The sequence below is a fragment of the Bacillus cereus group sp. BfR-BA-01453 genome (genome assembly GCF_022662915.1).
GTDB classification, from domain to species: domain Bacteria; phylum Bacillota; class Bacilli; order Bacillales; family Bacillaceae_G; genus Bacillus_A; species Bacillus_A paranthracis.
Genome location: NZ_JAKUEN010000003.1, coordinates 367,143 through 393,182 on the forward strand (window position 1 = coordinate 367,143; position 26,040 = coordinate 393,182).

Below are 26,040 nucleotides of genomic sequence, written 5' to 3' on the forward strand. Positions count from 1 at the left end.
CACCTCTCTATCACTTTACAGTACATACTAACTCTTCGTTTTTCATCTCTACTATGTACTCCTGTAAAACATATTCCCTTCCGCCATGTTTTTCATACCATTCATGTATTTTTCTAATATGCTTCTCGTCATTTCTAATCTTTGATTCTATTTCTTTATACTGTTCATAACTATCATATTCCCATATGGCAAACACTTCAGTCGTACCATTCTTATTATCTTTCATCCAGCGTCCTATTAGCCTAGAGCCATGCTTTAACTGATTAGGTAAGTTCGTATGATTGAAATGATCATTAAAAATTTTAATAAATTCATTTTTTACTATATAGTACTTTCTTCTATAAAACATACATTTCCACCTCTTTAATGAACAGACTCAAATACACCTTCCCATTACAACCGTATTATAATACTTCCCATCCGACAGCCTTTTATCATTTTTTAAAATACCTTCTACTTCAAAACCTAATTTTTTATATAGCTGAATGGCTTTTTCGTTTGTCTCTAATACTTGTAATGATATCTTTTTAATCTCATTTTCATCAGCCCAATGAATAGATTGTTGCATGAGACTCTTCCCGATTCCATATCCCCAAAACTCTCTTAAAATACAAACGCCAAACTCTACTTTATGGGATAATCTTTTCAAATTTGACCCTTCACATCTTGAAAACCCTACGATTTGGTTGTGCACTTCTGCAACTAAAAAGAGATTCTTCACCTCTTCACTATCTGCTTTTATTATTTTTTGAAAACCTATTTTATCTATAAATCCCTCTCCAGCTTCTCTATCCATATTTTCAGTTTCGCCATCGATCTGAACTCTAATCTTCGATAATTGCTCCGCATCCGTTTCAGCTGCTGAACGAATTGTGTAAGTTAATCCATTTATGTGAAACTCTTGTTCTTTTATAATCATTTTAAACTCCTTTTAAATGCAATCTATTGATGCTATCAAAATTTCTTTGCCTTGTTTCTCAAATTGTTGAATTATTTCTTTAGGAGCTTCTTCATCTGTTATTATAAGTTCAATTTCTCTCAGTGACTCTCCTTTTATAAAGCAATCTCTTCCAAGTTTAGTATGCGGAGCTAAACAAATATTTCTTCTAGCAATTTTACTTACTGTTTTTCCAAAATAAGCAACTTCCGGCGTGGCAGTACTTATACCATCCAATGAAATGCCGCCACCTGTAGAGAAATACAAATCAATAGACAATCTATTGATCATTTCAGAGGCAAGTGTATCTGTCATATTTCCTGATGATTTCACCTTTCCACCAATTAAATATGTTTCTACATTCTTATACTCCCTTAACTTACTAGCAATTTCTAAAGCATTCGTAATCACTGTAAATGATGTTTCAGGTAAATATTTTAACATGGCATAATGGATAGAAGCTCCACCAATAAAAACGGAATCTCCTTCTTGTATGTAGGATGCAGCAACTTTCGCAATCGCTTCTTCACCTAGTGAACTATCACGATAACATTTCGATGGTTCAGCAGTTAAATTTCTTACTCTAGTAAGTTCGATTGCACCTCCATGTGTTCTTTTTAACAAGCCATCCTTCTCCATAATAGACAAATCTCTTCTTATAGAATCAATAGACATATCGAAACTTTCCGCAAGATCTTTAGCAATTACCCTTCCGTTTTTCTTAAGTAATTCTAAAATTTTCTCTCTGCGCTCTTCAGTAAACATGTATCCACCGCCGTCATTGAAGATTCTGAAACTTTATCTTTATTTTAATTATATGCATGTCTCTTCCGTGTTACAATATTTTTAATTCTTGTTCACTCTGTTTTATTCAGCTTTCTCCCTCTTTCTATTCCATTAACTTGACAACAAAATAAATGCATATTTGCATATTCTGCAAATATGCTTCCATTTCCTTTCCTATTCATGTAAAATTATTCCTATGTTTTACTTTTTAATACAGAAAGGAATTATTATGAAATCTATAATGAAAGTAACTTGTACAGCATTATTATTTACAGGACTTATGGCAGGATGTAGTGGGAATACTGCACCGAAACAAGAAAAGAGCGCTCTTGAAAAGAATGCAATGCACTATGGGGAAATAGTTAAAAATGAATACTATAGAGCAACTGTTGAAAATGCTAAATTCGAAAAAATAGACAAAGAGTGGCGTCTCACAGCTCGTGTTACTATAAATAACGCTCGTGCTGACGGACAAACGATAGATCTTTCAGAAATAAAATATTTCATAAAAGATGAAAAAACGGGTGAAAAATACGAAGGTGAAGTTATACAAAATGAAAATGCTAAAAAGGTTCCATCTGAGTTTTCTTTAACTACCGACATTGTATTTAATATGAAAACTTCACCAAAAGATTTAAATAATATGTATTTATACATAGATAGCAAATCTGCGCCGTTAACAGATACATATTGGAAACTTGATAATTTAGCAACTAAATAAAAAACAGTCAAATAAGACTGTTTTTTGTTTGTAAAGTTTACTAGTTACCTATCTTAAGCAATACATCTTTTGCACAAATCGTCACTTCTTCAAATGGGCAATCAAATAAAACACCCAATTCAAATCCTTCATGAATAAGATCTATTTCATGACATAACCACCAAGCACCTTCAAAATTTTCCGGGATAGAACATTTCGTTACTCCTGTAAAAGTTGCTTGTAGTTTATCAAATTCACTGAAAGTACCACTGCAATCTAAAGTTATAATTAGCGTAGCTTCTGATTTTTTCTCCACTGATTTGACTACACTGTCATGTAGTGAGTATTCATGTAGTTGAACGACATTCTGCGCGAGCTTTTCTTTTATAGAATTATAATTATCTATATAGGCTTTCTCTAAATCATTCATTCTTTTCTCATAATCTTTTGTCCACTCAAGCATAAGTCTCTTTAATTTTTCCGTTGGGTATTCTGAATTAATTGTATTGTCATGAATGTATGGATGCAGTGATTTAGGGAGGAACTTTAATAAATCTTCTTTCTTTTCTTCCACGTCTTCTCTTAAACTTTGCTTATAATCCATTCCTACCTTTTCGCTCTCTCGCAACATCTCTTCCCATTCTTCTACTGTTTCTGGGAAATTTAAAAAACCAGATACTTGCATTTCTTTATACCAATCTTTATTAAAATACTTCAAAAACTTTCCCCCTAAAATATTTTAAGATCTAACAAAAGCGATATATCTATTTATTATATCATTCCAATAACTATTTTTTCTAAAGAAAAAATGCAAAAATGTAAATATTCCATCTTTTATTTCTAAAACTTCAGAATATTTACAATAGTTAATGATTAGAATACATTTTACTAGTACAAAGATTCACCTGTACAAAAATCTAAACAAAAAGGGATGGTTATATGTTGAAGAAATTAGTAGCAGGTACATTAGTAGCGGGATTTGCATTAACTGGAGGACTAGGAGTAGCAAGTGCTGAAGAAAAAAGTAACACAATTAAGTCTTTTGATTATTTAAAAGTGGATGAACAGAATGTTAATTCACTTACAAAATTAAGTGATCAAGATAAGAAAGACATCCAAATTACTATGGTATTACCAGAGCAAAATGAAAATGGAGATTGGCTAGCTTATGGTTTTACTAGCCGCGAAACATTAGATGCTTATATTGAAAAGGATAAAAAAGTACTTAAAAATAAAATTAATCCTTTAGGTAGCGGTGCTGGTAGTACTGATTTTTATGAACATAAAGATAAAGGTGGCCAATATATTTACTGGAGCAGCGGCTTTAAAAACTTACCATCTAGCTGGAACGACAGAATTTCCTCTGTAAGTACAGCATCGCCTTCAGCAAGTTATTCAACGACACTTTGGGAGCATACTTCTACACAAGGCTATGGAAAAGGTGTTATATTTAAACATGCTGATTGGTACGGTAAAACTGCTAATTTAGCTGCTGATTGGAACGATATTACTTCAGCGATTGACGTAAAAAAATAATAGGATATTCAATTTTTTCTGTAAAAATGCAAACCACTATTCTCTTATTCATTTAGAGAATAGTGGTTTATTATATTTTCATTTAAGCATGTACAGCATGTCCTAAAGCTTGCAATAACGCTTCATGAATCGCTTCAGATAAAGTAGGGTGCGCTGCAATATAATCTCTCATAATATCGGCAGTAACTTCCGTATGAATCATTACAGTTCCTTGACCAATTAGTTCTGTTGCACGAGGACCAATAATAGAAATTCCAACAATTTCTTGATATTTAGGTTCCACAATAACTTTTACTTTCCCCGTTTGTTCTCCAATAATAAGCGCTTTTCCATTTGCTGTAAAAGGAAATTCTCCAATTTGTATGTCACCGTACTGCTCTCTTGCATCTTTTTCTGTTAAACCGACACTAGCAATTTCTGGAGCGGTATAAATACAGCGAGGTACAGCATGGTAGTTTACTTTTACATCTTCTCCACTCGCGTGTAATGCTGCCGTCGTTCCTTCATGGAAGGCAACGTGAGCAAGCTGGATTCCACCAATCACATCGCCTGCTGCATAAATATGTGATACATTGGTTTGCATATGTTCATTCACAGAAATTCCTTTATTTGAATATTGAATGCCTGCTTTTTCTAAATTTAATTGTTGTACACGTGGTTTTCGGCCGACAGAAACGAGAATAAATTCTGGATTAACTTCTTGGATACTTCCTTCATATTCAAATGAAGCCTGCTTCTTATAATTATTTAATCCTTTTAAAGCTGCTCCTGTAAATATTTCTACACCATCATTTTCTAGTTTCCCTCTTAAAATGTGTGAGATATCTTCATCTTCACCTGGTAATAATTGCGGTGCCATTTCAACAATCGTAACTTTTGTTCCAAGGCGACTATAAATACTTGCAAACTCGCATCCTATTACACCACCGCCAACGATTAATAATGATTTTGGTATATAATCTATGGACATTGCATGGCTGCTATTTAAAATCCACTTTCCGTCAAATGAAGCAAAGGGTAATGCAGTCGGTTCTGAACCTGTCGCTATAATGAACTGATCTCCATCTACTACATCTTCTTTATTACCGTTTGTAACTCGAACACGGTGATCCGTTTCAAATTTCGCTTTACCTTGTATAACTTTTATTTTATTTTTCTTCATTAAATATTGAATTCCTTGGACGAGCTGCGTTACGATTTGTGATTTCCTCGCCTGCATTTGCTTCCAATCAATTGATATACTTCCATTATTGAGTGTAACTCCATAATGATTCGCTTTTCTCACAATGTCATGCACTTCCGCACTTTCTAACAATGATTTTGTAGGCATACACCCAACATTTAAACAAGTCCCGCCAAGATCAGCTTCATCAATAAGAGTGACATCTTTTCCATTTTGAGCTGCGGTAATTGCCGCTACATAGCCAGCAGGTCCGCCACCAATAACGACTAGTTTACTCATTCTCTCACCTTCTCTTTATAAAAGAATTGTTACAGGTTCTTCTAAATAACGTTTAATTGTGCGTAAAAATGCAGCTGCTGGTGCACCATCTAATACACGATGATCGAATGTTAAACTTAAAGGTAACATACTGCCTTTTTTTATTTTCTTCCCTTTATATACTGGAACATGTTCAATTGCACCTACACCTAAAATACCAGTTTCAGGTGTATTTAATACTGGCGTAAAATATTCAATACCGAAGCTACCTAAATTACTAATTGTAAAGGTTGTCCCTTGCATATCATCACTACTTAAACTACCTTCTCTTGCTTTTTGTGCAACGTTTTTAATTTGTTTAGATAACTCTACTACAGATAGATTATTAGCAAAGCGAATAGCTGGAACGACTAATCCTTTTTCTAATGCGACTGCCATGCCTAAATGAACATGTTCAAATTGATGAATTGTATCATCCATATAAGCACTGTTCATTTCTTTATGCTCTCCAAGCGCTAATACAACAGCACGAGAAACGAAATCCGTAATAGTTAGTTTGTTATCGTATCGTTTTTGTACAACTGACGCTATTTCTTTATGTAAAGCAACTAAATCTGTAACATCTACTTTCATCGTTAATGTTAATTGCGCACTATTTTGTAAACTTGCATGCATACGGTTTGCGATTGCTTTCCGCATACCAGTAACAGGAATTACTTTACTTTCTTCTTGTTCAAGTACTTCTGGAATTGTTACTCTTTCTTCAATCGCTTTTAATACGTCTACTTTTGTAATCCTTCCGCCAGGGCCTGTACCAACTAATGCTTTGATATCTAGATTTTCAGACTTTGCAATTTTCTTCGCTACAGGTGAAATTTTGATTCTTTTCTTCGCCACTTCTTTCGCATATGGTTCTGGATATTGGACCTTTTTAGGCTCTAGATTAGGTGCTTTTTCTTCTACAACATTTATACTTTCATTGATTTCTACTTTTTCGTTCAGCTTACCGATATAGCAAATGACAGTGCCAGGTGGAACTCCCTCATCTTCACTTACAGCTATATCAAGAACAGTTCCATCCGCTGGTGCTTCTATTTCCGTTTCGATTTTTTCCGAATTAATACTAGCAATTAGTTCACCTTTTGATACATGATCGCCTGCTTTAATATTCCAGCTCGTAATAATACCTTCTTTCATCGCCATACCTAACTTCGGCATTACAACTTCTACAGCCATATTTCTCTCTCCCTTCTCATCGTTTCATTACACATGTAATAAAGATTGGTCTCCGATCATTTCTGATACAGTTTCAATTACTTTCTCCGGCGTTGGTAAATATAACTTTTCAAGTGGTGGTGAGAACGGAACTGGTGTATGTGGTGCTGTAATTCGTTTAATAGGTGCATCTAACAAATCAAATCCTTTATCCGCTACAATTGCCGCAATATCCGTTGCGATACTACATCTTGGATTTGCTTCATCAATAACAATAAGGCGATTTGTTTTTTCAACTGATGCTAAAATCGTATCTTCATCCAGTGGTGATAAAGAACGTGGATCAATTACTTCTACTTCAAGTCCTTTTTTCGATAATTGCTCAGCAGCTACAAGTGCTGTATGAACTTGTTTTCCAATGGCAACGATTGTTACATCAGAACCTTCTCGTTTAATATCTGCTTTACCTAATGGAATTGTATAATACCCTTCCGGCACTTCACCTTTCATATTGTAGAGTGTTTTATCTTCAAAGAAGATTACTGGATCATCATCTTCAATTGCCGCTAATAGTAAACCTTTTGCATCATACGGAGTAGAAGGAACGACAACTTTAATTCCTGGAATACTCGTAAACAACGCATATAAACTTTGTGAATGCTGCGCTGCTGCGCTAAATCCAGCACCATGCATCGTACGTACTGTAACTGGCACTTTCGCTTTACCACCGAACATATAACGGAACTTTGCACCTTGGTTTAATACTTGATCAAGGCAACTACCGATAAAATCATTAAACATTAATTCAGCTATCGGACGTAAACCTGTTGCCGCAGCTGCCATCGCTGCTCCCATATAACCCGCTTCAGAAATTGGCGTATCTAAAATACGATTTCGACCAAATTCTTGTACAAGACCTTTCGTAACACCAAGAACACCGCCCCATGCTTCATCATCTTGCAAATGATCAACTTGAGCACCACCTGCAACGTCCTCTCCTATTAAAATTACATTTTCATCACGGCGCATTGAGATTTTCATCGCTTCATTAATTGCAGTTGACATACTTACTGTTCTAGTCATTCTGTTTCACCCTCCTCTTATTTGTAAGAAACGTATACATCTTTTAATAATTCTTCATCCTCTGGATATGGACTATTTTCACTAAATTCAATTGATTTTTGTACTGCTTCATCTACTGCCTTTTCCATATCTACAAGCTCAGATTCAGTTAATAAAGCTTCATGAATTAAATGCTTACGGAAATTCACAATTGCATCTTTTTCGTTTAAATGTTCTTCTTTTTCTTCTGAAGTTTTATACGTTTGTGCTTCACCTTCGAAATGACCGTAATTACGATATGTCATACATTCAATTATTGTTGGACCATCGCCATTACGCGCACGTTCTACTGCTTCTTCAGCAACTTTATATACAGCTAGCAGATCTTTTCCATCCACTTGAACACCTGGAATGTTATAAGCTTTTGCACGATCCGCAATAGAATCACAACTTGAAGCATATTCAAATGTCGTTGCTTCACCGTAACCGTTATTTTCAGCGATAAAAATAACTGGTAACTTCCAAATCGCCGCTAAGTTAACCCCTTCATGGAATGTTCCTTCATTATTTGCTCCATCACCGAAGAAACAAACACTTACATCTTTCGTTCCTTTATATTTAGCTGTTAATGCCGATCCGCAAGCAAGCGGGAAACCACCGCCTACAATACCATTTGCACCAAGCATTCCTTTATCTAAATCAGCAATATGCATGGATCCGCCTTTACCTTTACATAATCCTGTCGCTTTCCCGAAAAGTTCAGCCATCATACCGTTTAAATCACAACCTTTTGCGATACAATGCCCATGGCCTCTATGCGTACTTGTAATACTGTCACTATCCGTTAAGTGAGCACATACACCAACTGCTACCGCTTCTTCCCCAGCGTATAAATGAACGAAACCTGGCAGAACGCCTTGCGCGAATAATTCATGCACCTTATCTTCAAACTTACGAATCTCTAACATTTTTTCGTACATCCAGCGAGCTTGTTCTTTCGTAATTCCATTCCCTTTACTTTCAGTTGTTTTTAACATGTTCAGCCCTCCTATTTTCTTGTTCATCATTTATATAGCAAGTACCGTGCCAATTTCCAATCCTTGATTTAATAGGTTTTCTCTCTATGTTGAAAATAAAAAAGTGGACAAAATGAGACATTAGTCTCGTTTTGTCCACTTTTGTTCACCTAATTTGAAAATTATTATCTTATTCACCATCAAAACTCTTCTGTAATTTTCGGATGTAAATAATTTGACCGATATGATATGCATTATGAGTAGTTACATTGGCTAGCACTTCCCACCACTTTGCAGAAACAGGAAATCCCACTACATCGCTTTCAACCTTTTCTTCATTTATGAGATTTTGCCATAGTAACAGTTTTTCTAGTAGTTTTTCTCGTAATTCATCGAAAGTTTGATTATTTGAAAGCATAAAACTTTTGTTATTATCTCCGATAGCAGGCACAGCATTCACATTCGATTCTTTATATCTAGTTTGCCACGTAGAATTCCAATACAATAAATGTTGTACAATTTCAGCTATACTGTTACTCTCTTCATTCGGTTTCCAGAAAGCTTCCCTCTCAGATAAACCCTTAACTGCATCTGAAAACGGAATATACCAACTAGGATCGTTTGCATTCGCTAATAACTGATCTGCTAATACATCTTTCACATGGGCCATCTCTCTTCCCTCATTTCATAAACGTATTCATACTCACTTCTCTATATACGATAAGTCCGTATAATTCCCTCTTTAAAAACCATAGAATATAGAATTAACATGAATAGCTTTCAAAGAAAGTATAAGAATAATAGATTTTCTTATCATAACTCGTTATGATAAAAGAAAAAGAAAGCTGGCAGAAAATGAATAAACAAATCGCGGTTATTACAGGAGCTTCAAGTGGATTCGGACTATTAACTACACTCGAACTCGCAAAAAAAGATTATTTAGTTATCGCAACAATGAGAAACCTTGAAAAACAAGGAAACTTATTATCTCAAGTTACTCAACTCAACTTACAGCAAAACATAAAAATTCAACAATTAGATGTAACCGATCAAAACTCTTTACATAACTTTCAATTATTTTTAAAAGAAATAAACAAAGTGGACCTCCTCATTAATAATGCAGGATATGCAAATGGTGGCTTTGTAGAAGAAATTCCAGTAGAGGAATACCGTAAACAATTTGAAACGAACTTTTTTGGAGCTATATCAATTACTCAGCTTGTTTTACCTTATATGAGAGAACAAAAAAGCGGAAAAATTATTAATATAAGCAGCATTAGTGGTCAAGTTGGATTCCCTGGTCTATCTCCTTACGTTTCTTCAAAACATGCATTAGAAGGATGGAGCGAATCCCTTCGTTTAGAAGTAAAACCGTTCGGAATAAATGTTGCTTTAGTGGAACCTGGTTCTTATAACACGAATATATGGGAAGTTGGTAAACAATTAGCAGAAAATCAATCTGAAACTACCTCTCCATACAAAGAATATATGGATAAAATACAAAAACATATTAATAGCGGCAGTGATACATTTGGTAATCCGATAGATGTTGCTAATAAAATTGTAGAAATTGCTGAGTCTAAGCGTACGAATTTACGTTATCCAATCGGTAAAGGTGTAAAATTTATGATCTTTGCAAAGAAAATTCTTCCTTGGAGATTGTGGGAATATCTTGTTTTGAGAAGCTTTAAGAAAATGTAATTACCTTTATTGAAAAACATTTTGAAAGAGGTGCTAATTAAATGTTAGGTTTACCATATGGTAAAGTGTTTTTAGTTCCGTGGACTGAAGAGTGGGCAATTGAATTTGTAAAGGAGAAACAATTCATTGAGGAACAAATTGGCGAACATATTTTAGCGATACACCATATTGGTAGTACTTCTATTCCACATTTAAGTGCAAAGCCCATTATTGATATAGCAATTGAATTAGAAAATTATAGGGACGGTATACATTGTATTAAAAAATTAGAACTACTAAACTATAAATATAGAAAAGATGTATTGCCTGAACGATATTATTTTAATAAAGGTGAGCCAAGAACTCATCAAATTCATATGTATGAACGAGGGAATACATATTTAATAGAACAATTACAATTTCGTGATTACTTAATAGACAATAAAACTGCTCGTAAACAATATGAACAATTGAAGATTCAACTTTCAAAAGCTAATCCTAATGATAAACATCAATATGCAGAGGATAAAACAAATTTCGTTAAATCCGTATTAGCGAAATTAAATGTTTAAATTGAATAAGAAACCATTTAGCAGTAAATGGTTTCTTATTTATTAGTTATCTCATTATTTGTACCACCAATACCTATTATTATAACTGATTGTTCCGTACATTTTTCTTGAATTCTTTCAATTATCTTATTTAGCCCTAAATTATTCCATCCCCTTTTTTTATTCTTTTCGTTTTAAATTGAAAACGGATCAAAGTAAATGAGCAATGAAATCATAACTATAAATGCCAATAAACCGATTATCGAAAGAATATATTCCTTCGATTCCCTATCATATTTCCACTCCATCCATGCCCTTAACGTCCATAATGTTCCAAAAAAAATGAAAAGGGCATATCCTACATTTGCATTTTCATTACTATTAACATAAATGATACTACTTACGAAATAAATAAAGAACAATCCTATTTCCAATTTCACATGCAAGCTATTCACATGCTTATATCCAAAAAAGCCTCTTTTCTCCATATTTAATTTTCTTCTTAAAAACTGTTCTAAAAAGTAACCACCTATACCAAGTCCAATAATAATAATTAAAATTGTAGAGGTATCCATTGTTATCCCTCCAATTACTTTATATATTTTTAGAAACAAAGTGGACTATATTATGGTTATTCTCTTCTAAATAACTTACAATTCCTTCAGGATATGTTGGCTTCTCCTTTAATTCCTCTATGCTCTTCCATATTAATATAATATTCTCATGTTCTTTATGCCTTATTTCATTTGTAACCATCTCTTGAACAGTTCCCCAATGTATCAATGTACAATGATGTCCTTTTTCGTTGTTCCACTCGAAAATATGCTCATTTACAACAGCTAGCTCTTGGACATCAATTTTCAAATCGTATTCTTCCATTAATTCTCGTATTATCGCTTCTTTTGCTGGTTCACCAAATTCAATAGAGCCTCCTGGAAAACGATAAAATGTTTCACTTAAATCACATTGTACTAGTACTTTAGAATGATCTTTATTTACAATCATTGCTTCAGCACGTAATTTAGGCATTTTCATTTTGTCTCCCCATTCATTCCATATATAATTAAATCCAATATCTATAAAAGAAAAGATTAAGCATAATTCCTGTTATTATTAATAACGGAACCGTTCCTAAAGAAATGACATATTCCCTCGATTCTTTATCATATTTCCACTCCATATATGATTGAAAGCAGTATAAAGTTATTAAAAATAATATGGGTAAATTACTAATATAAATGGGATTTAAAGTAGCACATATCAGCGTAACAATTATATAAGAAACGATAAGAGCCCTAGTCCCCCATTTATGAGAGTTGTTTACATATTTACTATTCCAATCTGTTTGTTTCGGTATATTTAATTTTTTTCTCACTACTTTTTCCAAAACAACTAAGAATATGATCCATACTATTAATAAAATTCCTTTAACTAAAAACAGTGATGTCTCCTCCTTTACTTTTTATCTGGCTGATCACTCGGATAAGTAGCTTTTCCTTTATTATCAATGTCCCAACTAATAATTGTCGCACTGTCGCGTCCGAATTGATGATGAACGTGCTCTAATACATGATGAACACTTTCTTCAAGTTTTATATTATTTCTATTCATATCACTATACAGATTTACAGGAGTTTCATACCGACGTTCCCCGCATTCTAATACTCCATCTGTCACCATTACAATTCGATTCTTTCCATTACGTAATTCACGAATGCCTGTTGAATAACAAGGAACAGGTAAATCAAAAGTATTTACGTTACCAATCCATTCGTAAAAATGACGTTGATTTAGTGCGTATTGTCCTAACTTATGTAACTCTTCATGAAATACATAAACTAAACAGTCTCCAATAGATAGCCACCATATGTAGTTTTCTTTTCTTACACATAGTAAGCAAGCTGTTTCACCTTTAATTCTTTTGCACTTTTCCTTAAATGAAGAAGATTGTAAGATTGTAAGAATATGATTTTCAACAGATCGAAATACTGTATCAATCGATTCATTCATCATTTCTTTTATATTTTCATATTCTTTTTGAATTGTATTTACTACTAAATCAACACTTTCTGCACTATTATGTCCATCTAGTATAGCTGCAAATTCCCAATCACCATTTGACCAAACTAACGCACCATCTTCATTCTTTTTTGCTCCGGCACTTATATTCCCGCCGTATTTACCAATTACGATTTCACCATATTGCTTTATCGAAATTTCGTCTAAGCACATTTCTCTACTTCCAACCCATGAATATTGTCTATTATTTGTTGTATGCATATTCACTCACCATATACTTTCGCATATTTTTTTATTTCTACTGAATCTTCATATCGTGCACCAGTCCAATATGCAATTTGGCCGATGATATCAAGCATTTTGTAACCAATACACTTTTTCTGAATGTTTTTCGCAAACGATTGTTTATTAATATCTGCACCATCAACCTTTATATATATAATATCATAAAAAAAGGAAAAATAGGATTTATATTCCAAAAATTCATTCTTTTAATGTAACAATTTTGAATTGAATTTACAGCTCATTTTTTCTTCAAAACCACAACTCCAATTACAATCCCAATCACAATTCCGATTACTAAATTATTTGTAAAATAACCTTGGACTACACCGATTACAACCCCTATACCGACGCCTATTGCCAAGGCATCATTGCTTTTTTTCTTTTTAGACAAAATAGCATCTCCTCTCATAATTTCTTCCAAAATAATATCTATTTACATGACTTCACTGTCTCCTAATATATTCGCTATTCCACTTAATAATTTCCAAAAAATGTACTTTATTACTTATACTTTTCCACCACATAATCCTCTTCTTAAGAAGAGATTTTCAAGTCGCTATTAAACAAACATATCGTTATTCATCGAAGAATTAAATCAATGAAATAAAAAAACAAGTTTTTGCGTCAGCTGACGGTTCTGTTATCGTTCGAATATAATCTATTCAAACAAAAAACACACTTTGTATAATAAAGTGTGTTTTCTTGTTATCTTCTTTTTTGGTGAAATCCTTGTGTAATACGATCTAATATAATCGCAATGACAACAATGGCTAGTCCCGCTTCAAATCCCATCCCGATATTAACTTGTGTCACAGAGCGGTATACATCAACTCCAAGACCTGGAGCTCCTACAAGCGATGCTGTTACTACCATTGATAAAGAGAGCATAATACTTTGGTTCACACCAGCCATGATCGTTCCAGTTGCGAGTGGTAATTGTACTTTAAATAATTTTTGTGATGCGGTAGAGCCAAACGCATTCGCTGCTTCTATTAAATCTTCTGGAACTTGTCTAATTCCTAAGTCAGTAAAACGAATTGTCGGTGGCATTGCAAAGATTACGGATGCAATAATCCCAGGTACTACTCCTACTCCGAAAAATGTAATCGCGGGAATAAGATATACGAAAGCCGGCATTGTTTGCATAAAATCTAATGTCGGTTTTAAAAATTTTGAAAACCGTTCATTTTGCGAAGCTAAAATTCCGATTGGGATTCCGACAATAATTGAAATAATTACAGATGTAAGTACAAGTGCTAATGTTTGCATTGTCTGTGCCCAGTAGTTAATATTTAAAATAAATAATAAACCGATCAGTGTAAAAATAATTAAAGATACCTTCCTCGTTGTGTACCAAATGAGGAAACATAGGATGATAATCATCAATATGGCCGGTATTATTGTTAAAAAATTAGTGAGTAAATCAACGAATCCGCCGATAATATAAGAGAATCCTCGGAATAAGCCTTCAAAGTGCTCATATAAACTTGCAACAAATGAGTCGACCCATTCCCCTAAAGGAATACGTGGTATACTATTCATCGTCTTTCACCTCTTCTTCAATATTACCTGCAAGAGCTTGAATGACACTTTCACGTTTAATAATTCCTCTTAGCCTTTTCTTCTCATCAATTACTGGTAACGGATATTTCATCTCCGCCATTTTCGCATAAGTTTCTTCCAGTAAAGTATCTACATACACGTGCGGAATATCGGTAAGTAATAAATCAGCAATCGGCCATTGCTTTTGTACTGCTTTACTCGCATCATCTGCCGTTAATATTCCTAAAAACTCATATTTTTTGTTAACAACATACACTGTAGAAACGCCGGCATTTCTCATAATTTGAAGTGCTACACGTGGTCCACGGTCAATTAATAACGTCTCTGGTCGTTTTAATATAGATTCCGCCGTTATTACTTTTCCTAAATTCACATCCGCCACGAATTTCTCTACAAATTCATTCGCAGGACTCATCATAATTTCTTCTGGCGTTCCAATTTGGACAACTTCTCCATCTTTCATTAACGCAATTCGATCACCAATTCGAAGGGCTTCATCTAAATCATGCGTAATAAAAATAATTGTTTTTTCCATTTTATCTTGTAATTCTAACAGTTCATCTTGCATTTCTTTTCGAATCAGTGGATCTAATGCACTAAATGACTCATCCATAAGTAAAACATCCGGATTATTCGTAAGCGCTCTCGCAATGCCGACACGCTGTTGCATACCACCACTCAGTTGACTTGGATAATTATCTTTATGATGGTCTAATCCAACTAACTTCAAGGACTCTAACGCTTTTCTCTCTCGTTCCTCTACTGGAACTCCTTGTATTTCCAACCCATATGCAACATTTTGCAAAACGGTACGATGAGGGAATAGAGCGAATTTCTGAAACACCATGCTCATCTTCGTTCTTCTCACTCTTCGCAACTCTTCTTTTCCCATCGTTGCGATATCCTCTCCATCTATGTATATATGCCCCGCTGTTGGTCTAATCAGTTGGTTTAACATACGAACTAATGTTGATTTCCCGCTACCAGACAATCCCATAATAACGAAAATTTCTCCCGTATATACTTCGAACGTCGCCTTTTTTACGCCAACGTTCATTCCTGTCTCTTTCAAAATTTCCGATTTACTTTTTCCTTCTTTTAATAAGGTAAGCGCTCTTTGCGGGTGTTTCCCAAATACTTTTGTTACGTTTTCAACACGTACCTTTGTATTATCCATGTCACTACTCCTTTTCTACCCATCTATTCACATAGTGTTGCGATTTTGCAAAGAAATATTACATAAAAATAACATTTATAAGATTTCTTTAAAATTCTTTTTTCCGTTCATAATAAGAATGCTTACTTATACATTTATTTAAAAAGCAAACGTTTCTTAGGAGGTTTTTAATGAGAAAGAAAATATGGCTCATATGCCTTGCATTATTTATTACTATGATTTTCTCTTCATGTAATGCAACAAATGCAAATTCGAAAGGAAAAATTAAACTAGGTGTAACAAGTTGGAAAGAAAACATTGCAACTGCAAATATGTGGAAGGTACTACTAGAACAAAAAGGCTACAAAGTTGAACTCATGTATTTAGAAAAAGCGGCAATTTGGACTGGTGTTGCTCGCGGTGATGTTGATGCTAATTTAGAAGTATGGCTACCCGTTACGGATAAACCACTAAATGATCGTTATAAAGATGATATTGTCTTAAAATCAAAATGGTATGAAGGAACCGGACTAGGTTTAGTTGTTCCTTCTTATGTGAAAAACATAAACAGCATTGAAGATCTAAATGCACATAAAGATGAACTAGATAATAAAATTGTCGGAATTGAACCTGGCAGCAGTCTTATGAATTTAACGAATAAAGCGATGAAGGAATATGATATAAAGCTAAAACTTGTCCAGTCTTCTGAAGCTGCTTTGATGAGTGAACTAAAAAAAGCATATACGAAAAAGAAACCAATCGCTGTTACGCTTTGGAATCCACATTGGGGTTTTTCAGAATTTGACTTAAAATATTTAAAAGACCCTAAGAAAGTATATGGTGAAAAAGATGACATTTATTACTCCGTTCGTAAAGGTTTCGAAAAAGATCATCCAGATATCATAAAATACTTTGATAAATGGAAAATGAACGATGAACAGCTTGGTACATTAATGGTCGAGTTAAATAAAACGAAAGATCCCGAAGAAGCGGCGCGAAAATGGATTAAAAAGAATCAAACGTTAGTTGATAAATGGATAAAAGATTAATAAAACAGGCTAGAGAATATACTTTACTCTCTAGCCTGCTTTCTGCTATTTTTTCGTAACAACATCATCTACAATCCCATATGCCTTCGCTTCTTCTGCAGTCATAAAATAATCTCTTTCTGTATCATGTGCTACTCTTTCAATCGGTTGCCCTGTTTTTTCTGCAATCATTTTATTAATATCATGTTTTAACTTTAAAATTCTTTTTGCTGTGATTTCAATTTCCGTTGCTTGCCCTTGTGCACCACCAAGCGGCTGATGAATCATAATTTCACTATTTGGGAGTGCAAACCGTTTTCCTTTTGCACCTGATAATAATAGCAATGCACCAAATGATGCTGCAAAGCCCATGCATAGCGTTTGCACGTCTGGTTTAATTAAATTCATCGTATCCAATATGGCAAAACCTGCTGTCGTTGATCCGCCTGGACTATTAATGTATAAAAATATATCTTTCTCTGCATCTTCTGCTTCTAAAAATAATAATTGAGCTACGACACTACTCGCTACTTGATCATTTATTTCTGAACCGATAATAACAATACGGTCTTTTAATAACCTTGAGTATATATCATAGGAACGTTCTCCTAATTTCGTTTGTTCTACAACATATGGAATTGCATTCATTTTAAATCCCTCCAATAATTGTTATGCTGCTAAAAGCATACAACTGTAGGAAGAAGGTTGTTTCACATTAAATAATAAGACTGGCTGTTTAGATGGTAACTTAGTAAAATCTATTGTTGGAAGCAGTTTCGTTAATAATTCCGGTCTCTCTTCTCGAATAGACGTTACTACAACTTCCATATCGTCTGTGAATTCAACTATCTCTACCCCTTCTTCACTTACAGTTTTCAACCTATTTCTACTCCGAAACAAAGAAGCTTTTACTGCCCCTTCCGATACGGAACATACTTTAGCAATATCAGCGATACTATATTGAAAAACATCTTTTAATAATAAAATTGCGGATTGCTGTACATTTAATGAAAATAATACTTTCCCTACCATTTCATGCAAATCTGCAATTTTTTCATGGGGTTCTTCAAAAGTAATTTGGTCTCTTATTTTTTCATGAACTGATTTTGACTTTATTTGATCTAACCAACGATTTCTAGCTATTTTATATACGAGCGTCATACAAATATCTTTATTACTATATTTTTGAAGTACTTTACAAACTGTTTCTTGGGCAAGATCTTCGCCATCCCATTTATTTTTCGTTAAAAATGTACAGTATCTTTTCAACTCTCCGTATTGCTCAATTAAAAAAGTTATATTTGAATGATTCATATCGATATGATTTTTCAAAATATGAGTTACTTTTGTGCACAAAATAACCACTCCTTTTCAGCGCTTACTTAATTAACGATTCAACAAATAAAAAAGTTACGGGGCATATAAAAAAATTATGTTTATGTTCAATAATTCGCGGTCATAAATATGTTATGTACAATTTTACGTGAGGAGGAACAAATTTGCCAAAATTAACAATTGAAGGTGCGGGAACTTTTGATGTAAAAGAAGGCACAAAATTAGTATTAGCAATTGAAGATAACGGTGTAAACATACTCCATCGTTGCGGCGGAAAAGCACGTTGCACAACTTGTAGAGTAGAAATTATAGCCGGTGATTTTTGTGAAGCGAGTGCGAATGAAAAAAATGCGATGACAGAAAAAGGAATTGAAGATCATTTACGATTATCTTGTCAAATGCGTGTACATAAGGATATAGTAGTTCGTCCAGTACTTACAGCTGAAAGTTCAGGTCTTGATGCTGGACCACGTCCGGCGGAGTAAAGCGATGGATTTAAAACAGATAGCTGGTGAATATGCTGCTAACTTTGTAAAAGATGGCATGAAAGTTGGACTTGGTACAGGATCAACCGCATACTGGACGATACAAAAATTAGGTCAACGTGTAAAAGAGGGATTATCAATTCAAGCTGTCCCGACATCAAAGGAAACGGAAGCATTGGCACAGCAGCTAAATATTCCGTTGATTTCGTTAAACGACGTACAAAGTCTTGATCTTACAATTGATGGAGCTGATGAAATTGATTCTAATTTACAGCTTATTAAAGGAGGCGGTGGTGCATTACTTCGCGAGAAAATTGTAGCCTCCTCCTCGAAAGAACTTATCATTATCGTTGATGAATCAAAAGTTGTGACACGTTTAGGGACTTTTCCATTACCTATTGAAATCATACCTTTTGCATGGAAACAAACCGAAAGTAAAATTCAATCTTTAGGATGTCAAACAACGTTACGCTTAAAAAATAATGAAACGTTTATAACCGATAATAATAACATGATTATCGATTGTATATTCCCTAATCATATAGCTACTCCTTCCGATTTACACAAAAGATTAAAAATGATTACTGGTGTAGTTGAAACCGGATTGTTTGTTAATATGACTAGTAAGGCGATTATTGGAACAAAAAACGGGATACAGGAATTATAATGAACGCTGACTCTTACAGTCAGCTTTTTTATATTTTCTCGTTATTACGTAACATTATGATATACTATGAAAACAAAAGCACATCACACTAGAAAGGATTGAACAATTTGCACTCCAAACTCATAACAGAACTTACAGATTTAGAAACTGCCTTTCATATTCGAAAAGAAGTATTTGTAAAAGAACAAAATGTTCCACTTGAAGATGAATTCGATATGTTTGATGAAATCGGGGAGAAATGTAAACATATTTTAGTTTATTATAACAATCTTCCTGTTGGTACAGGTCGCATACGATTTGTTGATGGAACTGGAAAATTAGAACGTATTTGTATTTTAAACGACTATCGTAAATACGGTTTAGGAAAAATAATTATTCAAACGTTAGAAGAAATTGCTCGTGAAAAAGAATCTACAAAAGTAAAACTACACGGTCAAACGCAGGCTAAAGGATTTTATAAAAAACTAGGTTATCAAACCTCTTCTGATGTATTTATGGAAGATGGCATTCCGCATATACTTATGACGAAAATGTTATCATAATAAAAAAGGCAGTATATGAAACTACTTTATGTATTCATATACTGTCCTTTTTTATTTATAGAAAAATGAATTCTCAAGATGTCCTTTTGCATCAAAGCCCATTATCTCTTAGTTCATACCAAGGTAAATCTTACACTGTTTTCCATAATGATAAGGCATAAATCCAGTTTGGATCCCCATTTCCTTTATAACTCTGCACTGCTTCATATACTTTTCCCTCGTATAGAACTCTATCTCCTTTTTCATATGCTTTCGTTGCATCCCACTCTTCGTATGAAGCGCTTTCAGTTTTTGTAGTAATTGTGAATATATCACTCTGTACAGATTCATTTCCAGCTACATCAACAGCTTTCACTACATATTTATAAGTAGTATTAGAGAGTAAATATTTATCCATATAAGAAGTCGTATTGGATGTTGCAATTTTTTCCATTGATCCTTTTGTTTCTCTATAAATATCGTAATGGTCTACACCAATATTATCGTCAGAAGGACTCCACATTAGGTCCACACTTGACGCTGTCGTTCCCATACTATGTAATCCTTTTGGTTGTGTTGGTGCTTCTGTATCAGGAGCCTCAACTGTTGTTTTCACTGTAAGCGTTGCACTTTCTTTCGATACATTTCCAGCTGCGTCAATTGCTTTTATAGTATAAAAGTATTCTGTACTTGGTTGTAATTTTTTATCAATAAAATGAGTTCCTGGTACTGTATCAATCATCTCTCCGTTACGGAAGATTTGATACCCTTTTACCCCTACATTATCCGTAGAATCGTTCCATGCTAGTTCTATACTATTCGCTGTTATTTTTTGTGCTTGAATTCCATTTGGAATACTTGGAGCCTCTGTATCTGGTTTTACGTCATTGATGAGATTAACATCAATGACATTATAGAATGCATTTGCAGTATCAGCTACATCCCATACTGCTAAAATTACATGATATCCACTTCTATCAGTAGGTACATTGATTTTGTGAGTTAAATGATTTGAGGCTGCAGAACCATCATGTTGCACAGTTCCAATTGGTTCAAAATCTGCTCTTGTGAGCGCTTTATTTGGATTCCATCCTTTTTTTGTAATATAGTAATGCCATTTGCTCGTTAAGTGAGGCGCTGTATATTTCCACGTAAATGTATTTTCCCCGCCTGTAATTGTATTTTTAAACCAACGATCGGCAGTTTGTTGATCTAAAATACCACCAAACTTACCACCTGCAGAAGCGATTTGACCATCAACTGGGCCAGTTTGCGGGAACCCTTTTGGAGCTTCCAAACTTTGTGGTTCATACATAACACTTCCGCAGTTTACATTTAGTGCACCATAAGTTGGACTACATAAAGCAGATCGGCTGCTCGGCTTTTCAACAAAACCGTGCGCGTATGCGTTTTGAGGAATAAGTGTCGTGCCAATAATTCCAGCTGTTAATGCAACAGCTCCTAGACTTTTTTTGTTCATTTTCATATTTTGTAGTTGTTTTAAAAATTGATTCTTCATGTTCCTGTCCCCTTTTTGTTATAATTCGTAGTGTAATGTGGGCTTCGATGTAAAAGAATAACAAGAGACAATCTTGTAACGATGTATGTGTGTGTTATGCATACACCGCAGTGAAAATATATTTCATTTCTTGTGAAATATTTCACTTGATGAATATATCATGACATAGAAATCATCAAAGTATGTGCAGAAGTTGTGCAGAAATGATGAAAGCATTAGTAACACGTAAAACTATGGTTCGAATTTGCAAAACAGAATATTTAACATTTCAAAACAACGAATTCTCCGCTTCATATAAAAAAAGAGTGTCTATTTCATTTCATATAGACACTCTTCTCATGTTTACTTTTCTATTTATTATTGACCTATAAATGTAAAAATCTCATCAGCAGCTTCCTGATAGCCACCAGATTTCCGAAAAGATTTCTTCAAATTCCATGCAACTTCTTTATATGATGGATTATTTAATACAAGTTCTACACTTTCACGTAGTTGTTCTACAGTTAATTCTTTCATAGATAACTTAATCCCAGCTCCTAGATTCTCCACTTGCTTTGCGATTACTGGCTGATCTGCACTTTGCGGAATTACAATGAGTGGAATCCCGTTATATAGCCCTTCATGTGTACTGTTCATTCCACCATGTGTAATAAACAACTTTGTATATGCAAGTAGTTTCGTTTGTGGTACATAGTTTTTTACAATGAAGTTTTTAGGAATAGCACCTAAATCACTTATTTTCGTTTTATTACCAATAGACATCACAATTGTATGCTCGCTATTCTCGAACGCCTTCATACAAAGTTTATAAAAATCAAGCGCTTCATTAAAAACAGTGCCTAGCGAAATGTAAATCGGGCTTTTTTCTTCAATTGAAGTAAAATCAAAGTCTTCATTTTTTACTTGTGCAGGGATGGATGGACCTACAAATTTAAATGTTTCATTAAACATATCTCCAAAAGGCTGGAACTCTTTTATTGTATATACAATAGTAAGTGACGCTGGATTACAGAAAACTTCATATGGTGAGTTTATTTCAACACTATACTTTTCCGCAACCTCCTTAGTTAATCTTTCAAAATCATTATGTATCCTCTCCTGAACTTTCACTGGGATACTTTTAGACAAGTGATCTAACATTTGTTGAAATGATTTTTCATCTTGTGCAAAAGATGTACAGGAATTTATTGCCGGAAGCTTTAAAATTTGAGCAATTATACGGCCACAGCCAAACATCGAATCATGAATCATATAATCAAAATGTTCTCCTTCAATTTGTTCAAGAACACTTGGTATAATAACATCTGCTGTATGTAGAAGGCCATTTATTCTTTCCTGCAAATAATTTCGGCCACCGGAAAGAAATGCTTTTATAAACCTTTGGTCGTCAATTGTTCTTACAATAGCCCCTGTTTTTTCAATACGTTCTCTGAAAGCTTCTATTGAAAAATAAACTACCTCTTCTCCACGCGAAACTAATTCTTCTACAACTTGCAACGTTGGATTTATATGTCCTTCTGATCCAGCATTAATGAATAAAACACGTGCCACTTAAAACACTCCTTACTTTAAATCTTATCTATATAATTTTGCTCTTATAATTTTTCTAAATGGACTTAGCGAGCCTAAATCCAAGGTCATCTATGTAAATTACAACTGGTTTGTTTTTATCTTTGGATAAATTTGATGTATGATTCGTAATCGCATCATATAATTCCATCGTTACAACATACTTTGCAAGAAGAAACGAATTAACTTGGACTTTCCATTCTTTCTTTATTCGATCATCTCTTAATTCTACTTTTCCTGCTGGAATTTTCACCATATTAGAATCAACTAGCCTAATAAATCTATCCAATTCTATACCCCCAGGTTATTTCTTTTTATAATCTAACCATTTATAGCATTGTACTTCTCTAAAAATAGTCTTACTTCATTTGTAGATTTTAAAATAATAACATCTTTATCCTTACTCAATTGATTTAACTTCTTTAAAATTGTAGGTCGCTTCGTCTTAGGATATTCCCATATCCATTTAAAAAATTGCAAATCAAATCTTTCCTTACATCCCGCGCCCATATCCGGTCTTGTTTTATTTCGATATTGTATAACTCTTTTAAAAGCACGATAAGCACATATTGTTCTATGAATATCAAGAAAAATAATTGTATCAGCTGCGTTCATTCTTATATCCATTGTCCCACCATAATTCCCATCAATAATCCACTCATCTTCTTTAACTAATTCATTTTGAACCGTTCTTTGCTCCTCTTTCGGTACCCCTTCCCAATTCGGTTTCCAAAATAACGCATCAAGATGATGTACTTTAATATTTAATTTATTTCCTAACTGCCTTGCTAGTGTAGATTTTCCTGAACCACCAGAACCTATTAATATAATTTTTTTCATTTTCGTGCGATCCTTTCTATTGACTCTTCAATAGCCTCTTTATTAGCAAAAATCCAGAAAAACATCTCTTCATTTAACTTTAATAAATCTTTTAACTGAACAAAATAAGTAATAAATATAACTTGAATAGAAAGCATAACATACCAAATGGATTGTAGTTCTTCTCGCGTTAAAACGCCCTGCTTATTATACCCTTCAAAAATTTTACTAATGATATGTTGCCATTTCTCTCTTAATTCTTTATCACTATATAATTCACTCAAAATACTCGTACAACAATAACATAAATCAAATACTCTAATATTCTTTTCTAACAGTTCAAAATCTATAAATCCTTGAAATTCATTCTCTTTAAAGATTACATTTGATAAGTGCATGTCGCGATGAATGACTTGTTTTCGTAATGGGCGGATTGTTTCCTTGAAATTTGTATGTATTTGATTCATTTTTCGAATTACATCCTGATGAACATGCTCATTCCTTTCTAAAATAGGTAAAGCCCAACCGTATACTACCTTGTATAAATCTCTCTTTGCGAACCCATTTCCACTATCTATTGAATTAAGAACTTGATGTAGATACGCTATTTCTTCCCCGATTGTGCCTCCTAGCTCTTTCAGATTTTCTATATCTTTTATTTCAAGTACATCTCCAGCAACATATTCATACACACAATAATACTTCTCTTTGTAAAATACATACCTTTCATTATTACTCGTTTTAACTATTCTTTGTACTTTAACCCCCTTTTCCTCAAGCTGTTCTAATGCGTTTATTTCAACTAAAAGCTGTTTTATCGATCCCTTCTCCTTTAAAATATAAGATTTATTATTACAATGAATCTTTATTACATTTGCTTTTATTTCAGTAGCTTTGACATCATAATCACGAAACCAAAATTTTACAATTTCTAATATATCCCTCATAATAAATCCCCCCATTTAAACTCACTTATTTCTTCCGTAAAATCAACTCAAAAAGAAATCCTATTCCAACACCAATTGTGTAAGCCACTAAATCACTCCACAAAAATCCATAACCTAACACGAGTCCACCTAAAGTCGTTGCACGAATGCTATCTATCCATTCGGCATGGTACAATTGGCTCACTTCAATCCCGTAGCAAAACATTAAACTAATAAAAGCCAATTTCTTCGTCGCTATTTTAGGAAATAAAAATCCAAATCCAATGAAAATCATTAACGCCCATAAAGCATCACCTAAATAATCATTTAATAGAGCCGGCAGCGCAAAAGCAAATTTTCTTGAACTAAGCCCTAAAATAATAACAAGGATTGTAAACATTGCGTATAGTAATCTATTTCGTTTCGTATTCATTTCAAAACTCCTAATTCATCATTTATAACTGCAAAATAGCTAGTAAAATATAATCATTTTACTAGCTATTTATTAACTGCTTTAACAATAAGAAAATGTGGATTTGTATTTAAATAGTAATAAGATTTTTCATTTACTTCTTTCATCTTTTCAACTGGCCTCGGTTCAACCATTTTTTCTAACACAAAATAATTTGTTGTTTCATTAATAATATCTTGAAGTGACCTTCTAAAAAATTTAACTTCAATTGTAATGTTTGGTTTAACCCAAGTATCTACTAATAATTGTTTTTCGAAATAATTTTTACAAGTAAACTTTGTAAAGTCCATAAAAGGATGATGAATGGAGTATATAAATTCTCCACCTGGCTTCAGTACGCGACGAAACTCCTGAAATACTTGATTCCAATTTTCTAAATAATGAAGGGTTAACGAACTTACAATTACATCAAAAGTATGATCTTCAAACGGTAATATTTCTTGCAAGTCATGACAAAGAAACGTTGCCTTATCACCCATACTTTCCTTTGCAGCTTTTACCATTTCATAACTTACGTCAATTGCAGTAACATTTGCTCCTCTTTCTACAAATTGAGAAGTATACCATCCAGCTGCACATCCGGCATCTAGTATACTCTTCCCTTCTAATTTCTTTGGAACCATCTCCATCATCGCTGGTCTTTCATAATAGCTGTTATATGGATTTGCCACATCTAGATTTTCTTTATATGTACTCGCTAATTTATCATATGTATCTTTGATCGTGCCTTTCAATACATCCACCCCTTATAC

Annotated in this window: 33 protein-coding genes and 1 pseudogene; 8 read left to right on the forward strand and 26 right to left on the reverse strand. The window is 33.7% G+C overall.

The window, feature by feature from the left end; translation table 11 throughout:
• Positions 1–10 precede the first annotated feature (10 nt).
• Genes MR070_RS09280 through MR070_RS09290 form a run of 3 tightly spaced genes read right to left on the reverse strand, consistent with a single transcriptional unit; the run spans position 11 to position 1,702 of the window.
• Positions 11–349 (reverse strand): NIPSNAP family protein, encoded by a 339-nt coding sequence (locus tag MR070_RS09280; RefSeq protein ID WP_000499968.1) that lies wholly within the window; start codon positions 347–349, stop codon positions 11–13.
• Positions 350–376: 27 nt separating this feature from the next.
• Positions 377–919 (reverse strand): GNAT family N-acetyltransferase, encoded by a 543-nt coding sequence (locus MR070_RS09285; RefSeq protein WP_000584319.1) that lies wholly within the window; start codon positions 917–919, stop codon positions 377–379.
• Positions 920–931: 12 nt separating this feature from the next.
• Entirely contained in the window at positions 932–1,702 is a 771-nt protein-coding gene (locus tag MR070_RS09290) for a DeoR/GlpR family DNA-binding transcription regulator (RefSeq protein ID WP_000493628.1), read from the reverse strand.
• A 250-nt stretch (positions 1,703–1,952) separates the two neighbouring features.
• Between MR070_RS09290 and MR070_RS09295 the strand changes: the two genes are divergently transcribed.
• Positions 1,953–2,444, forward strand: coding sequence for a hypothetical protein (locus MR070_RS09295; RefSeq protein WP_139895369.1), 492 nt, complete (start codon positions 1,953–1,955; stop codon positions 2,442–2,444).
• 40 nt (positions 2,445–2,484) lie between these two features.
• Here the strand turns inward: MR070_RS09295 and MR070_RS09300 are convergent, their stop codons facing one another.
• Complete coding sequence (locus MR070_RS09300; RefSeq protein WP_242261105.1) at positions 2,485–3,141, reverse strand: DUF4085 family protein; 657 nt, start codon at positions 3,139–3,141, stop codon at positions 2,485–2,487.
• Between the two features lie 221 nt (positions 3,142–3,362).
• Between MR070_RS09300 and MR070_RS09305 the strand changes: the two genes are divergently transcribed.
• Entirely contained in the window at positions 3,363–3,959 is a 597-nt protein-coding gene (locus tag MR070_RS09305; RefSeq protein ID WP_000914455.1) for a hypothetical protein, read from the forward strand.
• Positions 3,960–4,041: 82 nt separating this feature from the next.
• On the opposite strand, the gene lpdA is transcribed toward MR070_RS09305, so the two are convergent.
• From lpdA to MR070_RS09330, 5 genes are all read right to left on the reverse strand, one after another.
• A complete protein-coding gene (gene lpdA / locus MR070_RS09310) occupies positions 4,042–5,421 on the reverse strand; it encodes a dihydrolipoyl dehydrogenase (RefSeq protein ID WP_242261106.1) in 1,380 nt (459 codons plus the stop codon).
• A 15-nt stretch (positions 5,422–5,436) separates the two neighbouring features.
• Positions 5,437–6,636, reverse strand: a complete 1,200-nt coding sequence (locus MR070_RS09315; RefSeq protein ID WP_242261107.1) for a dihydrolipoamide acetyltransferase family protein — start codon at positions 6,634–6,636, stop codon at positions 5,437–5,439.
• Positions 6,637–6,663: 27 nt separating this feature from the next.
• Positions 6,664–7,698: an acetoin:2,6-dichlorophenolindophenol oxidoreductase subunit beta gene (acoB, locus tag MR070_RS09320; protein WP_070806207.1), complete on the reverse strand. Its 1,035-nt coding sequence runs from the start codon at positions 7,696–7,698 to the stop codon at positions 6,664–6,666.
• A gap of 17 nt (positions 7,699–7,715) precedes the next feature.
• Positions 7,716–8,714: an acetoin:2,6-dichlorophenolindophenol oxidoreductase subunit alpha gene (gene acoA / locus MR070_RS09325; protein WP_242261108.1), complete on the reverse strand. Its 999-nt coding sequence runs from the start codon at positions 8,712–8,714 to the stop codon at positions 7,716–7,718.
• Positions 8,715–8,883: 169 nt separating this feature from the next.
• Positions 8,884–9,363 (reverse strand): DinB family protein, encoded by a 480-nt coding sequence (locus MR070_RS09330; RefSeq protein WP_000951609.1) that lies wholly within the window; start codon positions 9,361–9,363, stop codon positions 8,884–8,886.
• A gap of 185 nt (positions 9,364–9,548) precedes the next feature.
• On the opposite strand from MR070_RS09330, the gene MR070_RS09335 reads away from it, so the two are divergent.
• Positions 9,549–10,394, forward strand: coding sequence for an oxidoreductase (locus tag MR070_RS09335; RefSeq protein ID WP_242261109.1), 846 nt, complete (start codon positions 9,549–9,551; stop codon positions 10,392–10,394).
• Between the two features lie 41 nt (positions 10,395–10,435).
• Positions 10,436–10,945, forward strand: coding sequence for a GrpB family protein (locus tag MR070_RS09340; RefSeq protein ID WP_226639378.1), 510 nt, complete (start codon positions 10,436–10,438; stop codon positions 10,943–10,945).
• 173 nt (positions 10,946–11,118) lie between these two features.
• On the opposite strand, the gene MR070_RS09345 is transcribed toward MR070_RS09340, so the two are convergent.
• From MR070_RS09345 to MR070_RS09380, 8 genes are all read right to left on the reverse strand, one after another.
• On the reverse strand, positions 11,119–11,499 hold the full coding sequence (locus tag MR070_RS09345; protein WP_048557920.1) for a DUF4181 domain-containing protein: 381 nt from the start codon (positions 11,497–11,499) through the stop codon (positions 11,119–11,121).
• Positions 11,500–11,518: 19 nt separating this feature from the next.
• Positions 11,519–11,959: an NUDIX domain-containing protein gene (locus MR070_RS09350; RefSeq protein WP_000783750.1), complete on the reverse strand. Its 441-nt coding sequence runs from the start codon at positions 11,957–11,959 to the stop codon at positions 11,519–11,521.
• Positions 11,960–11,987: 28 nt separating this feature from the next.
• Positions 11,988–12,311, reverse strand: coding sequence for a DUF4181 domain-containing protein (locus MR070_RS09355; RefSeq protein ID WP_277931266.1), 324 nt, complete (start codon positions 12,309–12,311; stop codon positions 11,988–11,990).
• 68 nt (positions 12,312–12,379) lie between these two features.
• A complete protein-coding gene (locus MR070_RS09360) occupies positions 12,380–13,204 on the reverse strand; it encodes a PP2C family serine/threonine-protein phosphatase (protein ID WP_242261111.1) in 825 nt (274 codons plus the stop codon).
• Between the two features lie 2 nt (positions 13,205–13,206).
• Positions 13,207–13,422 (reverse strand): hypothetical protein, encoded by a 216-nt coding sequence (locus tag MR070_RS09365; RefSeq protein WP_242261112.1) that lies wholly within the window; start codon positions 13,420–13,422, stop codon positions 13,207–13,209.
• Between the two features lie 44 nt (positions 13,423–13,466).
• The gene (locus tag MR070_RS09370) at positions 13,467–13,637 is read right to left on the reverse strand and encodes a glycine zipper domain-containing protein (RefSeq protein WP_001992228.1); all 171 of its coding nucleotides are present in this window, start codon (positions 13,635–13,637) and stop codon (positions 13,467–13,469) included.
• 296 nt (positions 13,638–13,933) lie between these two features.
• On the reverse strand, positions 13,934–14,770 hold the full coding sequence (locus tag MR070_RS09375) for an ABC transporter permease (protein ID WP_242261113.1): 837 nt from the start codon (positions 14,768–14,770) through the stop codon (positions 13,934–13,936).
• On the reverse strand, positions 14,763–15,968 hold the full coding sequence (locus MR070_RS09380) for a quaternary amine ABC transporter ATP-binding protein (protein ID WP_242261114.1): 1,206 nt from the start codon (positions 15,966–15,968) through the stop codon (positions 14,763–14,765). Before MR070_RS09380 ends, MR070_RS09375 begins: the two co-directional genes overlap by 8 nt.
• A gap of 170 nt (positions 15,969–16,138) precedes the next feature.
• On the opposite strand from MR070_RS09380, the gene MR070_RS09385 reads away from it, so the two are divergent.
• A complete protein-coding gene (locus MR070_RS09385; protein ID WP_242261115.1) occupies positions 16,139–16,996 on the forward strand; it encodes a glycine betaine ABC transporter substrate-binding protein in 858 nt (285 codons plus the stop codon).
• 45 nt (positions 16,997–17,041) lie between these two features.
• Here the strand turns inward: MR070_RS09385 and clpP are convergent, their stop codons facing one another.
• Complete coding sequence (clpP, locus tag MR070_RS09390) at positions 17,042–17,623, reverse strand: ATP-dependent Clp endopeptidase proteolytic subunit ClpP (protein ID WP_000991625.1); 582 nt, start codon at positions 17,621–17,623, stop codon at positions 17,042–17,044.
• A 21-nt stretch (positions 17,624–17,644) separates the two neighbouring features.
• Positions 17,645–18,331, reverse strand: a complete 687-nt coding sequence (locus MR070_RS09395; RefSeq protein WP_242261116.1) for an RNA polymerase subunit sigma-70 — start codon at positions 18,329–18,331, stop codon at positions 17,645–17,647.
• Between the two features lie 143 nt (positions 18,332–18,474).
• Here MR070_RS09395 and MR070_RS09400 point away from each other — a divergent pair, with 143 nt between their 5' ends.
• The 3 genes from MR070_RS09400 to MR070_RS09410 all read left to right on the forward strand — a co-directional run bounded on the left by MR070_RS09400 (position 18,475) and on the right by MR070_RS09410 (position 20,004).
• Positions 18,475–18,795, forward strand: coding sequence for a 2Fe-2S iron-sulfur cluster-binding protein (locus MR070_RS09400; RefSeq protein ID WP_001125377.1), 321 nt, complete (start codon positions 18,475–18,477; stop codon positions 18,793–18,795).
• Positions 18,796–18,799: 4 nt separating this feature from the next.
• Positions 18,800–19,462, forward strand: coding sequence for a ribose 5-phosphate isomerase A (gene rpiA, locus MR070_RS09405; RefSeq protein ID WP_242261117.1), 663 nt, complete (start codon positions 18,800–18,802; stop codon positions 19,460–19,462).
• 107 nt (positions 19,463–19,569) lie between these two features.
• Positions 19,570–20,004 carry a GNAT family N-acetyltransferase gene (locus MR070_RS09410; protein ID WP_242261118.1) on the forward strand — a complete coding sequence of 145 codons (435 nt, stop codon included), beginning with the start codon at positions 19,570–19,572 and terminating at the stop codon, positions 20,002–20,004.
• 130 nt (positions 20,005–20,134) lie between these two features.
• Here the strand turns inward: MR070_RS09410 and MR070_RS09415 are convergent, their stop codons facing one another.
• From MR070_RS09415 to MR070_RS09445, 7 genes and pseudogenes are all read right to left on the reverse strand, one after another.
• On the reverse strand, positions 20,135–21,502 hold the full coding sequence (locus MR070_RS09415; RefSeq protein ID WP_242261119.1) for a lytic polysaccharide monooxygenase: 1,368 nt from the start codon (positions 21,500–21,502) through the stop codon (positions 20,135–20,137).
• A gap of 357 nt (positions 21,503–21,859) precedes the next feature.
• Entirely contained in the window at positions 21,860–23,053 is a 1,194-nt protein-coding gene (locus MR070_RS09420; protein WP_242261120.1) for a macrolide family glycosyltransferase, read from the reverse strand.
• Positions 23,054–23,153: 100 nt separating this feature from the next.
• A pseudogene (locus MR070_RS09425) lies at positions 23,154–23,360 on the reverse strand (formylglycine-generating enzyme family protein); the annotation flags it as partial.
• Between the two features lie 32 nt (positions 23,361–23,392).
• Positions 23,393–23,911, reverse strand: coding sequence for a DNA topology modulation protein (locus MR070_RS09430; RefSeq protein ID WP_000720549.1), 519 nt, complete (start codon positions 23,909–23,911; stop codon positions 23,393–23,395).
• Positions 23,908–24,837, reverse strand: coding sequence for a phosphotransferase enzyme family protein (locus tag MR070_RS09435; RefSeq protein ID WP_242261121.1), 930 nt, complete (start codon positions 24,835–24,837; stop codon positions 23,908–23,910). The genes MR070_RS09430 and MR070_RS09435 overlap by 4 nt, the downstream gene beginning before the upstream one ends.
• A gap of 25 nt (positions 24,838–24,862) precedes the next feature.
• On the reverse strand, positions 24,863–25,249 hold the full coding sequence (locus MR070_RS09440; protein ID WP_242261122.1) for a ribosomal maturation YjgA family protein: 387 nt from the start codon (positions 25,247–25,249) through the stop codon (positions 24,863–24,865).
• A 65-nt stretch (positions 25,250–25,314) separates the two neighbouring features.
• The gene (locus tag MR070_RS09445; RefSeq protein WP_242261123.1) at positions 25,315–26,022 is read right to left on the reverse strand and encodes a class I SAM-dependent methyltransferase; all 708 of its coding nucleotides are present in this window, start codon (positions 26,020–26,022) and stop codon (positions 25,315–25,317) included.
• Positions 26,023–26,040: the final 18 nt, after the last annotated feature.